17 protein-coding genes are annotated in these 18,167 nt (G+C 49.7%); 1 reads left to right on the top strand and 16 read right to left on the bottom strand.

Features of this window, described 5'->3' with window-relative positions; translation table 11 throughout:
• Nucleotides 1–7: 7 nt before the first annotated feature.
• From LOK74_RS08565 to LOK74_RS08505, 13 genes are all read right to left on the bottom strand, one after another.
• Entirely contained in the window at nt 8–1,297 is a 1,290-nt protein-coding gene (locus tag LOK74_RS08565; protein ID WP_230046221.1) for an aminotransferase class III-fold pyridoxal phosphate-dependent enzyme, read from the bottom strand.
• A gap of 3 nt (nt 1,298–1,300) precedes the next feature.
• The gene (locus tag LOK74_RS08560) at nt 1,301–2,041 is read right to left on the bottom strand and encodes a glycosyltransferase family protein (protein WP_230046220.1); all 741 of its coding nucleotides are present in this window, start codon (nt 2,039–2,041) and stop codon (nt 1,301–1,303) included.
• Nucleotides 2,038–2,943 carry an aldo/keto reductase gene (locus tag LOK74_RS08555; RefSeq protein WP_230046219.1) on the bottom strand — a complete coding sequence of 302 codons (906 nt, stop codon included), beginning with the start codon at nt 2,941–2,943 and terminating at the stop codon, nt 2,038–2,040. The genes LOK74_RS08560 and LOK74_RS08555 overlap by 4 nt, the downstream gene beginning before the upstream one ends.
• Before the next feature lie 25 nt (nt 2,944–2,968).
• Nucleotides 2,969–4,168, bottom strand: coding sequence for a UDP-4-amino-4,6-dideoxy-N-acetyl-beta-L-altrosamine transaminase (gene pseC, locus LOK74_RS08550; RefSeq protein ID WP_230046950.1), 1,200 nt, complete (start codon nt 4,166–4,168; stop codon nt 2,969–2,971).
• A 14-nt stretch (nt 4,169–4,182) separates the two neighbouring features.
• Nucleotides 4,183–5,127 (bottom strand): dTDP-glucose 4,6-dehydratase, encoded by a 945-nt coding sequence (locus LOK74_RS08545; RefSeq protein ID WP_230046218.1) that lies wholly within the window; start codon nt 5,125–5,127, stop codon nt 4,183–4,185.
• Between the two features lie 18 nt (nt 5,128–5,145).
• Nucleotides 5,146–6,150 (bottom strand): SDR family NAD(P)-dependent oxidoreductase, encoded by a 1,005-nt coding sequence (locus LOK74_RS08540; RefSeq protein ID WP_230046217.1) that lies wholly within the window; start codon nt 6,148–6,150, stop codon nt 5,146–5,148.
• Between the two features lie 30 nt (nt 6,151–6,180).
• Entirely contained in the window at nt 6,181–7,620 is a 1,440-nt protein-coding gene (locus LOK74_RS08535) for a hypothetical protein (protein WP_230046216.1), read from the bottom strand.
• Between the two features lie 212 nt (nt 7,621–7,832).
• Nucleotides 7,833–8,654, bottom strand: a complete 822-nt coding sequence (locus LOK74_RS08530) for a DUF4915 domain-containing protein (RefSeq protein ID WP_230046215.1) — start codon at nt 8,652–8,654, stop codon at nt 7,833–7,835.
• 27 nt (nt 8,655–8,681) lie between these two features.
• The gene (locus tag LOK74_RS08525) at nt 8,682–9,839 is read right to left on the bottom strand and encodes a glycosyltransferase family 4 protein (RefSeq protein WP_230046214.1); all 1,158 of its coding nucleotides are present in this window, start codon (nt 9,837–9,839) and stop codon (nt 8,682–8,684) included.
• Nucleotides 9,840–9,853: 14 nt separating this feature from the next.
• Nucleotides 9,854–10,813, bottom strand: coding sequence for a GDP-mannose 4,6-dehydratase (locus tag LOK74_RS08520; protein ID WP_230046213.1), 960 nt, complete (start codon nt 10,811–10,813; stop codon nt 9,854–9,856).
• A gap of 18 nt (nt 10,814–10,831) precedes the next feature.
• Nucleotides 10,832–11,869: a glycosyltransferase family protein gene (locus LOK74_RS08515; protein ID WP_230046212.1), complete on the bottom strand. Its 1,038-nt coding sequence runs from the start codon at nt 11,867–11,869 to the stop codon at nt 10,832–10,834.
• Nucleotides 11,870–11,871: 2 nt separating this feature from the next.
• A complete protein-coding gene (locus tag LOK74_RS08510) occupies nt 11,872–12,993 on the bottom strand; it encodes a glycosyltransferase family 4 protein (protein ID WP_230046211.1) in 1,122 nt (373 codons plus the stop codon).
• Nucleotides 12,994–13,062: 69 nt separating this feature from the next.
• Nucleotides 13,063–14,205 carry a glycosyltransferase family 2 protein gene (locus LOK74_RS08505; protein WP_230046210.1) on the bottom strand — a complete coding sequence of 381 codons (1,143 nt, stop codon included), beginning with the start codon at nt 14,203–14,205 and terminating at the stop codon, nt 13,063–13,065.
• A gap of 85 nt (nt 14,206–14,290) precedes the next feature.
• Between LOK74_RS08505 and LOK74_RS08500 the strand changes: the two genes are divergently transcribed.
• The gene (locus LOK74_RS08500) at nt 14,291–15,322 is read left to right on the top strand and encodes a glycosyltransferase family 4 protein (RefSeq protein ID WP_230046209.1); all 1,032 of its coding nucleotides are present in this window, start codon (nt 14,291–14,293) and stop codon (nt 15,320–15,322) included.
• Between the two features lie 158 nt (nt 15,323–15,480).
• On the opposite strand, the gene LOK74_RS08495 is transcribed toward LOK74_RS08500, so the two are convergent.
• From LOK74_RS08495 to LOK74_RS08485, 3 genes are all read right to left on the bottom strand, one after another.
• A complete protein-coding gene (locus LOK74_RS08495) occupies nt 15,481–16,575 on the bottom strand; it encodes an inositol-3-phosphate synthase (protein ID WP_230046208.1) in 1,095 nt (364 codons plus the stop codon).
• Nucleotides 16,576–16,748: 173 nt separating this feature from the next.
• Nucleotides 16,749–17,378, bottom strand: a complete 630-nt coding sequence (locus tag LOK74_RS08490; RefSeq protein ID WP_230046207.1) for an O-methyltransferase — start codon at nt 17,376–17,378, stop codon at nt 16,749–16,751.
• Between the two features lie 23 nt (nt 17,379–17,401).
• Entirely contained in the window at nt 17,402–17,995 is a 594-nt protein-coding gene (locus LOK74_RS08485) for a dienelactone hydrolase family protein (RefSeq protein WP_230046206.1), read from the bottom strand.
• Nucleotides 17,996–18,167 lie beyond the last annotated feature (172 nt).

The raw sequence follows: 18,167 nt of genomic DNA, 5'->3' as shown, positions 1-18,167 counted from the left end.
ATACCCCTTAGCGAATTCGGAATAACGGTTCCAGTGGCGGGCAGGTGAGCAGCTGATCCAGTTTGGACTGATCTACCGCCATATTTAGAACGGCGAACACTTCATCGTAAACAGCCATCAGCTTCTCAAGATCGCTATCGCTATGGGCATAGCTGAGATTATGAGTACCGACCGTGAGAATGCCGCGGGCAAACACCTCTTGCAGGAACAACGTTTTGATCTGCCACTGGCTGTACGCTCCCACATCACTAAAATGGAAAAATGACCAGGTAGGATCCCCTGATACAGAGAGAAGATGCTCAATCGAATGGCGTTTGATCAAATCCTGAACACCGCTGACTACCTTTTGCCCCTGCTCCCTCAACGTTTGGATCACCGGCTGCGTCTCTATCTTCTGCATCGTTGCAAGAGCGGCTGCCAGTGACAGCGTTTCACCGCCAAACGTGAACGAGAAGAAAATCTCTTCCATCAAACGCATGATCTCCGCTTTACCAGCGATCGCAGAGATAGGGTATCCATTTGCCATGCCCTTGCCAAACGTGGCCAAGTCGGGAGTAACCCCGAAAAGCTCCTGCGCTCCGCCTTTCGCATAGCGAAATCCCGTAATGGTCTCGTCAAAAATCAGCAGCGCCCCGTTTTGGCGACTCAGATCTTTGATGTTCTCCAAAAAGTGATTTTCTGGCGGAACTGCATTCATCGGTTCCATAATGACAGCAGCGATCTGGTCCGGCCACTGCTTGAACAAGGTTGCGAGCGAATCGATGTCGTTGTAGGAAAATGGATGACTGAGATTCCGGACTGCTTGCGGCACTCCCCGGTTTCTGGGTGTCGTCCCGATATACCAATCCTGCCAGCCGTGATACCCGCAAACCGCCACATGATCCCGCTTGGTATAGGCCCGTGCCAGGCGGATCGCTCCCGCTGTCGCATCTGAACCGTTCTTTCCGAACCGAACCATTTCCGCGCACGGCACCAGCTCGCTTATTTTTTCCGATACCTGGTGTTCCAGAGGGTGGGGCAGCGAGAAAATCACCCCGTCTTCCAACTGTGCTTTTACTGCGGCCGTAACATCCGGGTCGTTGTAGCCCAGGTTGATCGAGGCCAGGCCATTGACGAAATCAATATATTCGTTTCCGTCTACGTCCCACACCCGACTGCCTGCTCCTCTGAGCAGAAAATAGGGGGAGACGCCGAACGGGTATTGGGTTTTGCTCTTGCTAAAAGTTTGACTTCCCAACGGAATCGTTCGTAACGCTCGCTGCAGCATCTCTTCCGAACATCGATAGCGGACTGACACCGATCACCCCTCCTCTGCTCGAAATCCTTCGTTTCGTTTAATTGATCCGTTTAGCCTTTTTGTCTCAGGATGCTGGTCCAGGAAGTCCAAAACGTCTTGGATGGTGAAAGCTGGATTTTGAGGGTACAGGGCTTCATAAATGGTTGTGATCAGTTGAAAATCGAGCTGTTCGTCAACCGTGAGCCGAAGGGCTGACAGATCGGTTTGGTTTTTGAAGATTCCGATGGAAAACCTTTCGGGGTGCTGGTAGAAAAAAGGCGTGACATGCTCTCGGTGGGAAGGCGACACCGCTTCCTTCCAGGCTGTTTCCAGGCAATCATAGCGAATCACTTCAACGTCCAATCCATCGGGAAATGTCGGCTCCAGCGCATTGCTTGTATAATCGTATCCGCCATTCAGATGATAGCGAATCACCTGGTCGATCAAGACAGAATCAGCAAGCGGACAGTCACCCGTCAGGCGGACGATATGCTCGGGACGTAAGAGCTGAGCCGCCTGATAGTATCGGTCGAGCACGTCGCACAGCTTGCCGCGATAACAAATGATGCCATTTTCTCGGCATAAGGTTTCAATTCGGTCGTCTGTGGGATCATCGCTTGTGGCAACGAGCAAGTGGCCGATTAACGCGGAACGCTGCACCCTCTCTATCTGGCGCAGCAGCATCGGTACGCCGAGAATCGGAAGCATCACCTTTGCCGGAAGACGCGTCGACGAACATCTGGCCTGCAAGATCCCAACTATCATGAAGATTCCTCCGCATTTGGAAATGGTGATAGCCAATATCTCGGGTCCACCATCTCCGGATCGTCAATTGCGAATTGGGCCCAATCGACCGTGGGTAGATGCTTCTGCACCGAGGCCAAATTTTGTTTCATCTGTTCAGCTGTTTCCACTCCTACAATGATCGTGTCGATTTCCGGCAGGTTGGCCAAAAAAGCCAAGGCGGCTTGTTCTGAGGAAAGTCCTTGGCTTTGCAGGAAGCGGTGGTACTCGCGCAAATGGTGTCTAATGCGGTAAAAGTACGGAGGGAGTTGTTCAGGGGGCGTTAGCAGCAACCCTTGTAAAAAGGCAGACCTTGCATGCACCTCTACCCCGCACATTTTCAGTCTTTTTAAATACCCGCCTTGGATCAACCGCTGGTCGAGCATGTTCACCGGCACCTGAACGAGATCCATTTGATAGTGAGAAAAGATCACTTCTATTTGTCTTGCCGTATACAGTGAAACACCGATTTTTTGCACCAAGCCTTTATACTTCAACTCCTGCAGTGCTTCGTATAGATGCTGCCCACCTTCTGCCAGCAAATCATCGGCGTGATGGATCAGCAGACCGTAGATACTGGACTGGCCCAGTTTTTCCAATGATCTCATCAACGTCGCTTTCAGTTGCTGAGCCTGTTCCTCCGTTATGACGGTCGTTTGAAACACGGGTGTTTTTGTCACGATGAAAAAGGGGTGCGGGTCGGGCAAACACTGACCAAGCACATCTTCGCTGCTTCCGTAAGCGGGAGCGGTGTCAATGATCGAGACTCCCCATTTCATCGCTTCTCTCAAGATGGACGAAACCTCATCGATTGTCGTCCGGCCGTGCCTGTTGAACGCGCCGTACGCCATTCCGAACTGAACGGTGCCGATCCCTACTTTCATCTCTCATCCCTCAATCGTCTGGAGCTTACCTGGCAAAGTGGGCGACTACCTTCTTTACCCCTGTGATCACATCTTGCACATCCCGCTCTGTCATGGCAGCATACAATGGCAAGGTGATCATTTCTTCGTACAATGTTTCCGCATTTGGACAAAGCCCTTTTTTGTATCCAAGTTTTTGATAGTACGGATGCCAATAAACCGGCAGATAGTGAACATTGACGCCTATATTTTCTTGCTGCAACGCTTCAAAAATCTCTCTGCGTCCTACAGTCAGCTGATCCAAGTTGAGGCGAATGATATACAAGTGCCAACTGGATACGCCATCCTGCGACTGATACGGCAGGCGGAGTTGGCGCAGAGGCTGGAAAGCTGCGTTGTAGATACCTGCATACGTTTGGCGACGTCGTATAAATCTGTCGATCTTTTGCAATTGACTTGTTCCCAAGGCAGCCTGCATATCTGTCAGCCGATAGTTAAGCCCCAAAAACTGCATCTCGTAATACCAGGGCCCCCCCGGGAGCGACAGTTTTGTGGGATCGCGGGTGATGCCGTGCGTTCGAAACTGCAGCAGTTTCTCATAGTAATCGGTGCTGTTGGTTGTGATGACGCCGCCTTCTCCCGTTGTGATCTGTTTGACCGGATGAAAACTAAACATCGTCATATCGCTGAGCGAACCAATCTTTTGACCTTTGTACGTCGCCCCTAGTGCATGGGCAGCGTCTTCGATCACGACCAGATTGTAGTCTGCTGCAATCTTTCGAATCGCGTCCAGGTCAACTGGTTGGCCCGTGTAATCAACAGGAATGATCGCTTTTGTCTTCTCGGTAATCAGGTCGCTGATTGATTGGGGGTCAACGTTGCACGTCCGCGGTTCAATATCAGCAAAAACGGGGATGCCGCCCTGGTACAGGATGCAGTTGGCCGTTGCGGCAAATGTGATCGCTGTGGTAATCACCTCGTCGCCAGGAGAGATTCCCGCAGCATAACAGGCAGCGTGCAGCGCAGCCGTACCGTTTGCAAAGGCAACCGCGTATTTGGCACCCACGTAGCTGGCGATGCTTTGTTCAAATCGGGCAAGCTCAGGGCCGGTTGTCAAATAATCGCCTCTCAGCACATCAACCACTGCTTGCACGTCATCTTCGTCTATCCACTGTCGTCCATACGGGAGATAGCGCTCCCTGACCGGCTGCCCCCCGTGAATGGCTAGCTTGTGTTTATCTCTCATCATGCCTTGGCTCCCTACAGCAGGCTTGTTGCTTGAATCCAGTCTTCCGTTCTGCGCAGCCCTTCCGCAAGTCCCACCTGGGGCTCCCAGTTCAGCAGTTGTTTCGCCTTATCGTTATTGCACAACAACCGTGCGATCTCGCTTTGCGGATGAATATGCTCAACGTGTTTGATGCGCGACTCATCGCGGACAATCATTTTCGCCAAATGATTGATGCTAACATCTTGACCCAGTCCCGCATTGATGATTTGACCGTTAGCTCTATCGGAATAACCGGATTGGACGACAAAATGGGCGCAGTCCTCCACATAGAGCAGATCGCGTGTCTGTGTTCCATCCCCGTAAATATAGAGATCTTCCCCCGCCAATTTGCGCTTGATGAATATGGCGACGACGCCCCCTTCTCCTCCCGTTTTTTGAAATGGGCCGTACGTGTTGAAAGGACGAATGACAACCGTTGGCAGACCATAGGCGAAGAAATACGACAGGACCATATGTTCCGCCGCCAGCTTTGAACCCGCATAGGGGGAGGCGGGCTTGGTCGGGTGTGTTTCGCGAATGCCGTCGTCGTTAAGCGCCCTGTCGTACACCATGCAGGTGCTCATAAAGACGGTTTTCACTTGATGCTTCTTCGCCTCTTCCAACACATTGAACGTACCGATCGTATCGTTTTCAAAGGTGGTTTGCGGATCGTCGATGCTGTCCTGTACATTAATACTGGCCGCCAGATGGTAGCAAACGTCGAAGCGATGCTGAAACAAATCGGTCAATAGGGTGCGATCCTTGATGTCTCCCTTGAGCACATCCTGCAAATGCGGATGTCCCGCAAACTCTTCCAGATTCACTTCTCTCCCATTGGAGAAGTTATCCAGTACCCAAACATCGTGACCGTCTCTCAGCAATTGCTTCACCACCGATCGTCCGATAAATCCTGCTCCACCGGTTACCAAAGCTCGCAATCGGATCTCCCCTTTCTGTCAGATTAACTTTTCACCTTGGATCAACTCACGAACAAGACCGAGGGAGAGCGGTTCCTGGGTGTTTGAGGTATAAGACCCGGGACTCGCCTGTTTGGCTGCGGAATACTGGTATTCATCCGTAAACAACGACGGGATCACAAACATATCCGGAAGTTCCCAGGCAATTGTCGATTCGTCATAGGTCATCAGCTCTTCGTACATCTTTTCTCCCTTTCGCAGTCCAATCTCATCGATTTTGATCTGTTCAGGTGCAATCTGGTATTTCTTGCACGTCTCTTCAACCACAACCGCGACCAAGTCTTTCAGGATCACAACAGGCATTTTTAAAACGAATACTTCTCCTCCCTTGGATTCCTTTAAGGCTTTGATCGTCAACCTGGTTGCCTGGTCGAGGGTCATCATAAACCGGCTCATCGCCAGATTCGTCACCGTGATTCTTTGATTCTCCAGTATCTGTTTCACGAACAACGGGATTACCGAACCCCGCGAACCCATCACGTTGCCAAATCTGACTGTTGCAAACGTGGTTTGACTTCTCCCTCTGCTGTATTGAGCAGCCGCAACGAGACGTTCGGCAGTCAGTTTGGTTGCACCATACGTGTTGGTGGGAGAGATCGCTTTGTCCGAACTGGTAAATACGACCTTCTTTACCTTTCTTGCAATCGCCGCTCTGATCACATGATGGGTGCCGACAATATTGGTCATCACCGCTTCATAGGGATTGTACTCGCACGAAGGCACATGCTTCATCGCAGCGACGTGAAACACGTAGTCGATATCTTCCATCGCCTTATAGACTCTGTCATAATCCCGAACGTCCCCGATCAGGAAACGGATCTCTTCTCGTGTTCCATATTCGTCCTGCATCAAATATTGTTTGTGTTCGTCCCGACTGAAGATTCGAACGACAGTAGGCTCTTCTGCCAGGATCCACCGCAGCAAACTTTGACCGATCGTACCCGTTCCGCCAATTAGCAAGACCTTCTTCTCTTTAAAAAACACGTTTCTGCCCCCTCCCTCCTTACACGACGGCTACGCGCCAGCCAGTTTATCGATTAACTCCATCAGTTTTTTTCCGGAACATTTCACGGGATAAGCGTACTCGACAAACGCTTTTCGCTTCTTATCCGCATCGTTTTGCACAGCAACATCGTCGATTAATCCCTTCATAATCTGGATCAGTTTTTCCGGATCTCTCTGCACGAAAGGATCCAGTCTCTGCTGGTTGTAATAATCTCCGATGCTGTTTAGGAATACCACAGGTTTGCCAAATAACATCGCTTCTAATCCAACCGTTGACGATCCAACTGCGATGAGATCGACATTTGGCAGCAAGTCGTACAGTCCCACCTCAAAATCAAACACCTTTTCTGCTTTGAAGCGGGGCCGCAGCAGCTTGACTGACGGGTGCTTCTCGCAAATCGCTTCATAAATCGGCAACCGTCCCATCACGATTTCTTGAGGGTGAGGTTTGATGATGATTTCCATCCACGAATGCTGTACCAGCAGGTCTACAAACTGAGGCCAAAAATCATCGTTATCTTGCGTGATGATCAGGACTGACTTTTTTTGTGGATGTAAACCGAGCTGCTCGCTGAGATGGCTCTGGGACATGAATGATTCGGTAAAAATACGGTCAAACCGCGGGTGTCCGGTGATTTCAATACAATCATCCGAGACACCCCGGTCTAGGTACCATTCTCTTTCGTAATGCCCGTATACAGCCATTTTTGAAGCGAATACCGGCATATACCCCGGCTCCCCCATCACCACGCCATGCTGCAGGCAAATGCTGGGGATTCCTTGCGAAGCGGCAATGATGGTGAGAATCCGTTCCGGCATGAGTGCTGTCGTTCCGACAATGACACACTTTGCCGGCACTTGATTCAAATAATGATAAGCAGCGTCTACTCCTTCTACCATCAAAGGGATTTCATCCAAAAACTTCTGCTGAAAGAGTGGATTTCCAAACACCGGGTGATCCCCGCAAGCGGAAAAGATTGCTTTTGCTTTTGTTGCGAGCTGGTGCGTCAGGTCCCTCACATCCGCACCGTAATCAGGAAGAGAGTGGATGGGTATACCGCAATAGTGTGGATTCTGTATTTTCCAGGAAGATACAAATACTGTTTGGGACGGGTCAAAAAATTGTTGAAGCGTTTGATCTGGGATGCGCAAAGCGCCACCCATGCAGAGCAGGATTTTTCCCGATCTCCGTTTGCTTCCACGATCTCTCTTAATCGTTTTCATGAGAGAGTCAAAACCATGTTGGATCTGTTCATTCGAATGCAGCTTCGCTTTGATATGTTGTTCCAGTCCCGGTTTCATCAACTCGTTCCGTGCCTCTTTACTGACCGCCAGATATTCGTTGAAATGAGACAATAGCGGCAGAGGAATTCCTTTATGATTCAAACTTTTGAACGCATCGATGAAATCTAAGAACAAAGACCAATAATGTCGACGATACATATCCATTGATTGGCACTCCCTGGGGTTTGATGTCTACTTTCGGTTTACAATCTCTGGATTGCAAGCACACTCATACGTTATGAAAAGGAAAAAAAGAGGGACACGGCGTATGGCTTTGACTGAAAAAATGTATCGGCATCTAGACAGGATAGAGACGCCGAATCAAAAAAGAGCCTGCAGCTGCTCAGGCTTACTGCAGGTACGCATAGTTGCTTGTTTCATTCAATCACCATACCGTAAACTTCTCTGGACGGTAACGATATAAACTCGCTGGCTCGCTCCACATAATTGAACACATAGATTCCGCATATCATCCCATGATTCTTTGCCGCTTCTGTTGCTTCTTCCCCCATGTTTCTGGAGATACTTTGACCAACAAACAGATAGGGAGCGTTTATCGCCAGGCCTCTGGTATAGGACGCTGTCGTGAAAATCACTTCTCCGCCTCTCTTCACTTCATAAGGCCTTGAATTGCAATAGAAGATTTGTCCATCGTGATAGAGCACACTATGCGGCTGGTTTAAGTGATCATGGTGAATCTTCTTTACTTTGTTTTCCAACAAATCGTACTCTACAATGACTCCCCCATGACCACATTGCGGCAGCCACTCGTCAAGCGGAGAAAACATCGATATAAACAAACGGTCTCCTGCAACATACAGATCATTGATGTGATACACATCGATATCGGAAGGATGAAAGCGTATTTCACTGCTTCTCTTCAGACTTGGCAAATCATAAATACCGATCGAGTTTTTCATTGTCTCCACAACAAAGGCATTATCCTTGTAAACGGCAACCCCATGTATATCCAGATAGATTTCGTCTGACGCGGCTAACACCTGAAACTGCCGGTCGAAAAGAAAAACTTGTGCCGGATTGGCTATCACATATTGATCTCGATACTTGGCGATCCCTGTAAAATGCCCGTATTGAACTTTGGTGACGGAATAGGTGTTCTTTTGAAATAAAATCTGATAGAGCCCGCCCTGTTCATTGCAGCAAGTCACCAGTAACTTGCATCTCAAATTTTCATACATTCCGATCCCCTCATCTTCTCGTTGAATCTAGGATTGCGTTAACATGCGTCTGACCCGGCTTGCGAACAGCGGTGCCTCATACAGTCTGCCAACCCGCTCCCGTCCCTTGGTCCCCATTTCTCCGCTTTTGTCAGGATCATCGATCAACGCCTGCAGCGAGGCAGCTAATAAACCAATCTCACCGGTACGAACCAAAAGCCCGGTTTCTCCATGGACTACGATTTCCTTCAGACCGCCCGATTGATAGCCGACGACCGGTTTTGCGTACGCCATCGCCTCCAAGGCAACATTTGGAAATGCCTCCTCGACACGACTGGGAATCACTACAAGATCCACAGCAGGCAGCATCTCATCGATCGTGGCGAGTGGTCCTACATAGCGGCACACCGCTGTTTTAATGTTTTTTGCTTCTTGTTGGCAAATGTGAAAGTAGCCTGGATGAATCACATTGCCCGCGGCTAGGATGACAATCGTTTTATCTCCGTTTGCTAATCGAGCGGCAGCCCGAATGAAATCCACAAGTCCCTTGCCGGCATAAATCGATCCAAACCATCCGATGACGATGTGATTCCCCGTCCAGCCCTCAGCGTCCCGGACCCGTTTCCGACTGTCGGCAATCGTTTCTGCAGAAGGCAGCTTAACGCCATAGGGGAGCAGTTCGATTTTGTTTGATGGTTCGTTGCTCAGTGAAACTGACTTTGCCACTGAGGCAGATGGGACGAGAATCCGGTCGGCATGAGAATGGATCACGCGCCGTAGGTCATCGGCCGGTTCAAATCGCGTCATTACTTCATGGATGTACCACCAAACAGGTACTCCTCTCCTCCGCGCAATCAGTGCAGGCAATGCATTGATGACGCTGTTGGACACGATCAGATCAGGTGATACGTTGGCAATCTCGCGATGTAAAGGATTCTCGTCTAATGTCTGTTCAAGCAGCAGGATCTCCTCTCGCAGCCGCTGCGGAAAATGAATCAAGCTCCACAACAACGGAAAAGGAATCGCTTTGGCCTCCATTCCCATCTGCACGGCCCTGTCTAAAGACATCCCTGGCCTTGGACTGATCCAAACCAGCTTGCATGGCAGTTCTTGACACGCGGCCCCAAATGTGAGCAATGCCTTCTCTGAGCCGGATACCATCTCCAGGTTTGCATCATGGCTAATCAGCATCACCTTTTCCAACATTGCGCAACCACCTGCTACACCCTGCCCCGCCAATAGTCGAGCAAATCCTGCAGCGTGTGTTCAAACGGGATCTCTGGTTTCCAACCGGTTTGTCGATGAAACTTATCATAATCCCCAAGCAAGATTTCCACGTCCGATGGCCTCATTCGGCTAGGATCTTGCTGGATTTGAATCCTCACCGGAGTGAGAAGAAGCAGTTTATTGAGCATCTCTTCGATGGAATAAGCGCTGCCGGAAGCGATGTTATACACCTCTCCGGGCACCCCTTTTTCCACCGCCAGCCAATAAGCCCTCACCACATCCCTCACATCGGTAAAATCTCGTTTTGCTTGCAAATTGCCAACGTAGAGGATCGGCTTTTTGTGGCCTTTCTCAATTTCGGCAATCTGCTTTGCAAAGTTGGATGTGACAAACACTTCACCCCGCCGCGGGCCAGTGTGATTAAAGGTGCGAGTCCGTATCACCTTTAGACCGTAACTTTTAAAGTATTGATAACCGAGAAAATCCTGTGCCATCTTGCTCACCGCGTAAGGGCTAAGTGGACGTAGCGGATTTTCCTCCTTGATCGGAACCTCATGCGGGTATACATGACCGTATTCCTCACTGGAACAAGCGATTTGAATCGTACAATTCAGGTCGTATTTCAGGACTGCTTCAAACAGGTTGACCTGTCCCAGTTGATTGACCAGCAATGTTTCAGCCGGCGCGTTCCATGAAGTCGGTACAAAACTTTGCGCAGCCAGGTGAAAGATGTAGTCAGGTCTAACCGTTCGGATCATTTCGTTCACCGAATGGGAATCCTTTAATTCGCATACCACTAGATGAATCTCGTTTCGTATGCTCGTGATATTCTCCATCCTACTGCGCGGGCGATAGGTGCCGTATACATGGATGCCTGGTTTGTTACGCAAGATCCACTCTGCCAGATGGCTGCCGGCAAATCCGGTAATGCCTGTAATCAAAACGTTTGTCATGGTTGTTTCTCCTCACCTTCATCTAAATGATTGTTGGTAAAGTTCTCGATATCGATATCCGATTTGCTCCCAACTGTTTTGCTTGAGAAACAACCCCCCCTTTTCAACCAGTTGTTGCTGCAGTGTTTTGTCCGAGATAACACGACGTATGGCGCTTGCTATGGTCTCTGCCGAATTGTCCGGGATCTTGTAAACCTCCTCGGTCAAGTCTGAAAAAAACAGGTTGTCGGTCGTAATAATCGGCCGCCTCGCAGCCAGCAGAAATCGAACGGCTGAGGATACACCTTGATACGGAAGAGTTGCATAAGGAAGAACGTTAAGATCCATGGCATGAAGGTGTTGTACGATCGATGATTCTGGCAGGTACTCTTGTATCCACGTCAAATACGGATGTTTGTCTAAATGAGTCTGCAGTTCCTGTTGAAACGAATAAAAGGGGTGTGTATGGTCAAGGGAATTGGGGTAATGGGCTAAGAAGCAGCCCCTTATCCCAGGACATTCTGCCTGCAACATATGAATGGCTTCAATCAGCTGCAGCATTCCCTTGTGTGGAAATGGGAAGCCAAAAAAACCGATACAGAGGCCGCCATTGGGACAGACCGCTTCCACCGGCTCGCTCTGGGGCAAGCGAAATGAACGACAGCCCATCGGCATTACGATCACGTTATCCTGGTGATATCCATGTTCCAGACAAAGTCGCATCACTTCTTGGGAGTGTGCAATCACGATGCTGCTCTGCTCCGAAATCAGCCGATTATGCCGGATTAACCCGTGGCACCACGAGTGAAGAGTGGTTATGACCGGGATCCTCAGGCGGTGCAACTCTTTTAAGATGGGCGCCAACAGATCCAGTTCGTAGAGGGCATAATCGTATTGCAAATGGACAACATCAATCATATTGGCTTGTATGGTTGGTATAAAATAGTCATCCAGATCGGAATAAACGAAAAACTGAATAGACTCGTTTTGCGTGTGATCGATTAGCTGCTTGGTATAATCGGCAATCCCGCATTCCTTTCCCCATGTGGGAACCACCATTCCAACCTTGACCATCATCGCTATCCCCCTACAGCACCCAACAAGGCTTCGATTCGTTCGATCATGTTTGATGTGCTCCAGTACCGGACCGCATGTTCCCTAGCGCATTTTCCTTTTTCCCTGATTTCATCAGGATGTTCCAGAGCATGCCGCATCCGCTCGCGCAGATCAGAGAGAGAAGGAACCGCCCACCTGGCACCGCGGTATATCTGATCATTGGGGCTCCCGGATTGGGGAATCGGCTCAAAACCCTCTACGCGAATCAAATAACCCGTTTGTTCCTGTACAAAATCGACGTGTGCAGACCAATTGGTCGTAATGACGGGGATCCCGCAGGACATGGCTTCAAGAGCAGGCAGATTCCACCCTTCCCCGCGGCTGGGAATAATGTAGCAATCTCCCGCTGTATAGAAGGACGGCATATCTTCATCAGCGATGCCGTCTGTGATCCATTCCAGCAGCGGAGGTCGCCTGATCCCGTACCGCTGAATCATCTCTTTCCAAACTGCTCGCATTTTTTTACCGCTCGGATCAAAATGGCTTCCTTCGTATGTTTTGATCACCAGCGCTACCGGATCCGATTGGGAAAACTCTTCGAGATACGCCTGCAGCAGCAGATCATATCCTTTTCGGATCACCCACTCAAAATTTGACAGAAACACCAAACGGTTCTCGAACGGCCCCACTTTGAGTGGGGCAACCCTTGGATGAAATCGGTTGACGTCGACACCGATCGGTACAACCGCTACTTTTTCCGGTCTCACTCCGCTTTTGACAAACGTAGTTTGGTTAAACGTGGACGGCACCCAGATTTGATCCATCCGGTTACAGGTTTCCACCCAATGGGCGGGGACGTGGTCCGACTCCAACATGGTCATGCCGATATTGATCCGATTGGGGAAAAGCAAGAAATTTTGTACCAGACCGATTTGCACAATTGGTCCTTCCGGTAGGATGTTGGATTGGCATAACGTCTGCAATCTCTCTCTTTGCGCGGGAGGGAGGCCGGCATCTAGCTTATTCCCGTTACTAGGAAGAATGCGGATCAAAAAGCCTCGTTCAAGCAGGCCGAAAATGATCGAACGGGCGACATGCGCATAACCGGACGCGTCAAATACAGGGCAGATAAAGGTAAGTTTCATGTGTCATTCCCCTTTTAACACTCTCCGCCACTCATAGCGTATGTCTTGTCTATCGAAACGGTTATGAAACTACGATTTTTTAGGCATTCTTACATATTTGCAAGCCCTGTTGATCCATTCAAATAGATCTTGTGCATCATGTCGCAGTTTCCACTGTGACGGCTCAATCGGAATACAGGGTATGTGGTCTACCTGATGCGGTTTGATTTGGCGGCAGATGTCTGGCGAATTCGTAAAAATCACTCCTTGGATGACGGATTTTTGCAGCTCTATGAGCTTCTGCAGGTCATCGGGATGATTCACGCTTTCCAGATGGATGCTGCATCCATGTTCTCGCAAACCGGAAATCAGTTTCGTCATGATCTGTTCTGAGGGATAGGAAAGCTGTTTATCTAGAGCAAAGAGTAATGTCCAAGATTGCAGAGGACTGATCGACGAGTAATGTTGCCATCGCGACCAGAATGTGATCAGGGATCGCAGTTCCTCTTGGTACCAGGAATCCGGCTTTTTTTCCCTGCTGCTGCCTCTGGTCGATCCTTCGTCGTGAATCGCGGCCGCCTGCCCGCAATAAACAACCCTCCAACCCGATTGTCTCGCCCGCAGACAAAAGTCTACGTCTTCAAACGAGAGGAGGTAGTCTTCACTGAGAAGGCCGATATCGTCCAATACCTCTTTTTTTATCAACATGAGAGCACCGGTAACAGCTGGGACATCATACGTCAACAAAGCAGCCGGCTCATCACCCGGTCTGCCCCTGTGCAGGTGATCGTAGTGCCTCTGCGGATACAAAATACCGCCGCCGTGTTGAATCGTTCCGTCGGGATACAGCAGGCGGCATCCTACGATGCCAATATTCCACGCTTGCTGTGCTGTGTTTAGCATCAGCCGCAACCAGTCGGATTGCTCAAAAGCCACATCGTTGTTTAGAAGCAGAATGTAGTTGCCAGATGCCGCTCTCAGCCCCATATTGACTGCTTTCGCATAGCTTTGGCGGATCGGCAGTTCAAGCAAGGTACAGTCGTATTGGGATGAGAGCAGACGGATTCTCTCTTTTTCCGCTTGTTCGCTTCCGTCATCCACCACAATCAGTTCATATTGTTCATGCGCTGCTGTTTGCGAAAAGCTGGAGATGCAGATCTCTAGTAATTCAGAGTGGTTTAACGTGGGGATGATCACGCTTATGAACGTCTCAGAATGATGCTTTTCACTCATCGGTATCTCACCCGGCTAGAGAAGTCAACTCGTACTGGCCTATCACATACACTGTCTTAAAACATGCGTAAGGACAGTGGTATCTATGAAAATCGCCTTTTATTACGACTCCTCTTTTGATTGGAATGATTGTGATCTGGAAACAAAGGGAGTTGGCGGATCCCAATTGGCACTGATCAGGATCACCCGCGAACTGGCCAAACGACATGACGTGACGGTATACAACAGCACTTCCCGTGAAGGGGTATACAACCGGGTAGCGTATCGCCACTACTCCGGGTTGAATCTGGAAGAGCATTGGGATGTATTTATCAGTTTTCGCTGTGCAGTACCTGCCCCCGTCAAAGCATGCTGCAAGATTCACTGGTGTATCGATCCTGGTGACAATACGGTTGAGAAAGACATGCCCTATATCGATAAAATCATTACCATTAGCCCATTCCACACCAGAATCATGAAGAACATTTTTCATATCGATCGCAGCAAGATCTATGAAGCCCGTCTGGGAATCGACGCTGATGAGTACGAGGAAGTACGACCAAAACAGAAAAACAAATTAATCTTTTGTTCTGCTCCGGAGAGAGGACTGCAGCATGTGCCGCATATTTACACCCTCATCAAACAACAAGTGTCTGACGCATCTCTGGTCATCACCATGGATTACAGTCTGTGGGGATTTGATCCTGGGATCGAACAATACCGGGATTTATTTAAAGGATTGGATGGCGTCAATTACCTAGGGAACATATCCCGTCAGCAGTTGATCGAAGAGCAAAAAACGAGTGTGATCCACATCTACCCTTGTGATGGACCTTATGAAATGTTCTGTTTGGCCTCTATGGAGTGTCAAGCTGCCGGAACCCCCACTGTAGCTACTAGTCAGGGGGCGCTTACGACAACTGTTCGAGATGGCGAGACAGGTAGATTGATATACTCCTTGCCTGACCATAATCCCCTATTTTATGAAACGTTCGCTAACGCAGTGATAGAGCTGCTGCACAATCCTACTGCTTGGCAAAAGATGAGCAGCCAGGCGAGGGAACGATCTCTTTCACAATATACCTGCCAAGACCTGGTAAAGGAGCTGGAGCAAAAGTTTGTGGAATGGTGCAATTGATTGCCGCGTCTGCTGGGAGGAGTCGATTGTGCTGTCTTACAGGCACCGCCATTTGTATTTTCACTATATGAATCCTTGTTGCAGACGGAAACGGCGCTTGTCCCTCTCTAAGCCAGAAAACAAGATGCCCCGCCCTCAAATAGGACGAGGCAATCTGGTTATCTTTCCAGGTTTCCTGCAATAAATTGCTCGATCCGATCCCTTGCCTCTTCATCCGTATACTGCACAAGCGGATGTTTCATCGTATAAGCGGCAACAGAGGGCACGGCCCCTGACACGCCTCGCTCCAATGCCAGCTTGCAGCAGCGTATCACGTCGATTACCACACCTGCGCTGTTGGGAGAATCGTCCACCTTCATCTGAAGATCTAGATCGATTCGTGCTCCGCCAAAAGTGGTTCCCTCGATCCGCAAATAACAGATCTTGTTATCGCCGAGCCACGGCACGTAATCGCTGGGTCCGATGTGGATGTTCTCCTCTGTGAGAGGTGTGTGCAATTGGGATTGAACCGCCTCGGTTTTTGATGTTTTCTTGAGCGAGAGTCGTTCGCGATTTACCATGTTGAGAAAGTCGGTATTGCCGCCAATATTTAGCTGATAGGTGCGGTCGATTCGCACCCCTCGCTCTTGACACAATCGGGTTAGCACCCTGTGCACAATGGTGGCGCCCAGTTGCGATTTGATGTCATCGCCAATGATGGGCAGTCCGGCTCGTGCAAATCTGGATACCCAGTCCGGGTCGGAACCGATAAAAACGGGAATGCAATTAATAAAAGCAACACCTGCCTGTAGTGCGCATTCGGCATAAAACTCCACTGCCTCTACACTTCCTACCGGCAAAAAGTTGATCAGGATTTCTGCTCCACTCTCCTTTAATTCAGAAACCACATCACACTCCTGCTGTTCCGACAGAACAAACCGTCTTGCTTCCGGATAGGATTGCAGATGACTAGAGAACCCGTCCAGCAGGCGCCCTTTTTTCACGACCACGGATGAGGGCTCCACATGTTCCGCGATCATTTTTGTACAATTTGGCGGAGCGAAAATCGCCTCATGCAGCGGTTTTCCCACTTTGCGACGATCTACGTCAAAGGCCGTGACAACCTCTATGTCCCACGGTGCATAGCCGCCAATGGAGGTGTGCATCAATCCCACATGATCCCCATCGCGACGTTTTTTGTAATGATCAATCCCTTGTATTAATGAAGATGCACAATTTCCAACCCCCACAATCGCTACCCTGATTCCTGACAAAACGATCCCTCCCGTAGTCTAAACACACGTCTTTCCCAACTGCAGCACTGGCTTGTTACGACTGTTATCACAGTCTATGCAGGAGTCAATGTCTAAGTGAAACGACCGTTCCCCTACACGGGAAACGGTCGTTTACTTGTACCTTCGATCGTTTTGATGGATCGCCGCAGCTGTTATCCGACCCGGGCTACTGCCAGCCCGTCACCGATCGGGATCAAGAGCGACTCGAGGCGAGGATGGTCAGCTAACTGTTGGTTAAACGTGCGCAGCGCTTCTATCGCCGGATCCTGATTGGTCTCATCTATGACCCGTCCGTTCCTGAGGACGTTGTCGGCTACAATCAAAGCGCCGGGATTCGCTAGGCGAATCGACCACTCCAGGTATTGCGGGTAGTTTATTTTGTCAGCGTCAATGAAGAAGAAGTCAAATCGTTTTTGCTCTTGTTTTAGCCGGGCCAGGCTGTCCAATGCATCCCCCAACAGATATGTCACCTGCTCGCCAAAGCCAGCCCGACGCAGGTTCCCCCCGGCCAATGCTGCATACTCCGGCTCCAGTTCCAATGAGGTGAGACGGCCGTCGGGCTGTGTACCGCGCAGCAGGCAAATGCCGCTGTATCCTCCCAGCGCACCGATCTCCAGGATCTGCTTCGCCCCGGAAATCCGTACGAGCATCGTGAGCAGCTTCCCGCACTCGGGAGCGACAGAGATCTGCGGCATGTTTTTTTCTTTGATCGTCTGGAGCACATCTGCCAAAACAGGATCCTCGCCCACAAATAAGGAACGAATATATTCCACTTTCTCCATGTTCCATCCCTCCTGAAATCAGCTCAATTCAAAAAAAGCAGCATTTTCTCAAACGACTGACGATACGCGTCTTGATTGTAATGAGGTGAGAAGGGATCAGAGCATCCATGCAGTCCGGGCAGCTGATGGGGGGTTACGTTTTCCTTGTCCCGAAGCTTCGCGAGCAGTTGACCCACGTCAAACGACTTTTCCTGCTGCGGCAAGAAAAGCAGAACAGGGGTGATCGGCTGAATCTCCAGATAATCCCTGATACGAGAGCCGTAATAACAGACAACCCCGGAGCAAAGCAGCGTCTCCCCGCTCAACAACCAGGCAATCGTCGCACCCACACTGTAACCAATGATAAAAACTCTTCGGTATCGTGAGCGACTGCTGTCGATGACAGAGCGCACTTTCCTTGCTGCTGCTTCAAAACCGACCTGATGAACAAAATGCTGGTAGGCAGCTTCTTCCTCACAGTAGTCAAAGGGCTGATCCCTGTTGAGCAGATTAGGGCAAAACACGTCAAATCCATGGTTGGATAAAGTCTTGCACACATGCTCCATATGGCGATTGATGCCATAGATTTCATGCAGGACGAATAGGGCGGTGTCGGAGTGATTTTGGATAGTGAGCATAGCAGCGATTCCCTTCCATGTAAATAGTACCTGATACTTTTACCATTTAACTACTCCTTAATAGTACAAGATCGAAAGGCAAAGGAAAAGTGCGGCACCCACCCGCCCATACAAACCACGCAAGAAGAGAAGCGTCAGTCTCTCTTCACCCTAAAGTTACCAGATGGCATAT

Source organism: Brevibacillus humidisoli (assembly GCF_020923435.1).
Taxonomy (GTDB): Bacteria; Bacillota; Bacilli; order Brevibacillales; family Brevibacillaceae; genus Brevibacillus_E; species Brevibacillus_E humidisoli.
Note: the sequence above shows the minus strand (reverse complement) of the source record. Positions and strands in the feature narration are given on the sequence as shown.

Excerpts from the sequence above, each read along its gene's own strand:
- LOK74_RS08500 (WP_230046209.1), top strand. The coding sequence starts at position 14,291 with ATGAAAATCGCCTTTTATTACGACTCCTCTTTTGATTGGAATGATTGT.
- LOK74_RS08490 (WP_230046207.1), bottom strand. The coding sequence starts at position 17,378 with ATGGAGAAAGTGGAATATATTCGTTCCTTATTTGTGGGCGAGGATCCT.
- LOK74_RS08555 (WP_230046219.1), bottom strand. The coding sequence starts at position 2,943 with ATGAAAGTAGGGATCGGCACCGTTCAGTTCGGAATGGCGTACGGCGCG.
- LOK74_RS08525 (WP_230046214.1), bottom strand. The coding sequence starts at position 9,839 with ATGTTGGAAAAGGTGATGCTGATTAGCCATGATGCAAACCTGGAGATG.
- LOK74_RS08530 (WP_230046215.1), bottom strand. The coding sequence starts at position 8,654 with ATGTATGAAAATTTGAGATGCAAGTTACTGGTGACTTGCTGCAATGAA.
- LOK74_RS08560 (WP_230046220.1), bottom strand. The coding sequence starts at position 2,041 with ATGATAGTTGGGATCTTGCAGGCCAGATGTTCGTCGACGCGTCTTCCG.
- LOK74_RS08510 (WP_230046211.1), bottom strand. The coding sequence starts at position 12,993 with ATGAAACTTACCTTTATCTGCCCTGTATTTGACGCGTCCGGTTATGCG.
- LOK74_RS08535 (WP_230046216.1), bottom strand. The coding sequence starts at position 7,620 with ATGGATATGTATCGTCGACATTATTGGTCTTTGTTCTTAGATTTCATC.
- LOK74_RS08505 (WP_230046210.1), bottom strand. The coding sequence starts at position 14,205 with ATGAGTGAAAAGCATCATTCTGAGACGTTCATAAGCGTGATCATCCCC.
- pseC (WP_230046950.1), bottom strand. The coding sequence starts at position 4,168 with ATGAGAGATAAACACAAGCTAGCCATTCACGGGGGGCAGCCGGTCAGG.
- LOK74_RS08520 (WP_230046213.1), bottom strand. The coding sequence starts at position 10,813 with ATGACAAACGTTTTGATTACAGGCATTACCGGATTTGCCGGCAGCCAT.
- LOK74_RS08515 (WP_230046212.1), bottom strand. The coding sequence starts at position 11,869 with ATGATGGTCAAGGTTGGAATGGTGGTTCCCACATGGGGAAAGGAATGC.
- LOK74_RS08485 (WP_230046206.1), bottom strand. The coding sequence starts at position 17,995 with ATGCTCACTATCCAAAATCACTCCGACACCGCCCTATTCGTCCTGCAT.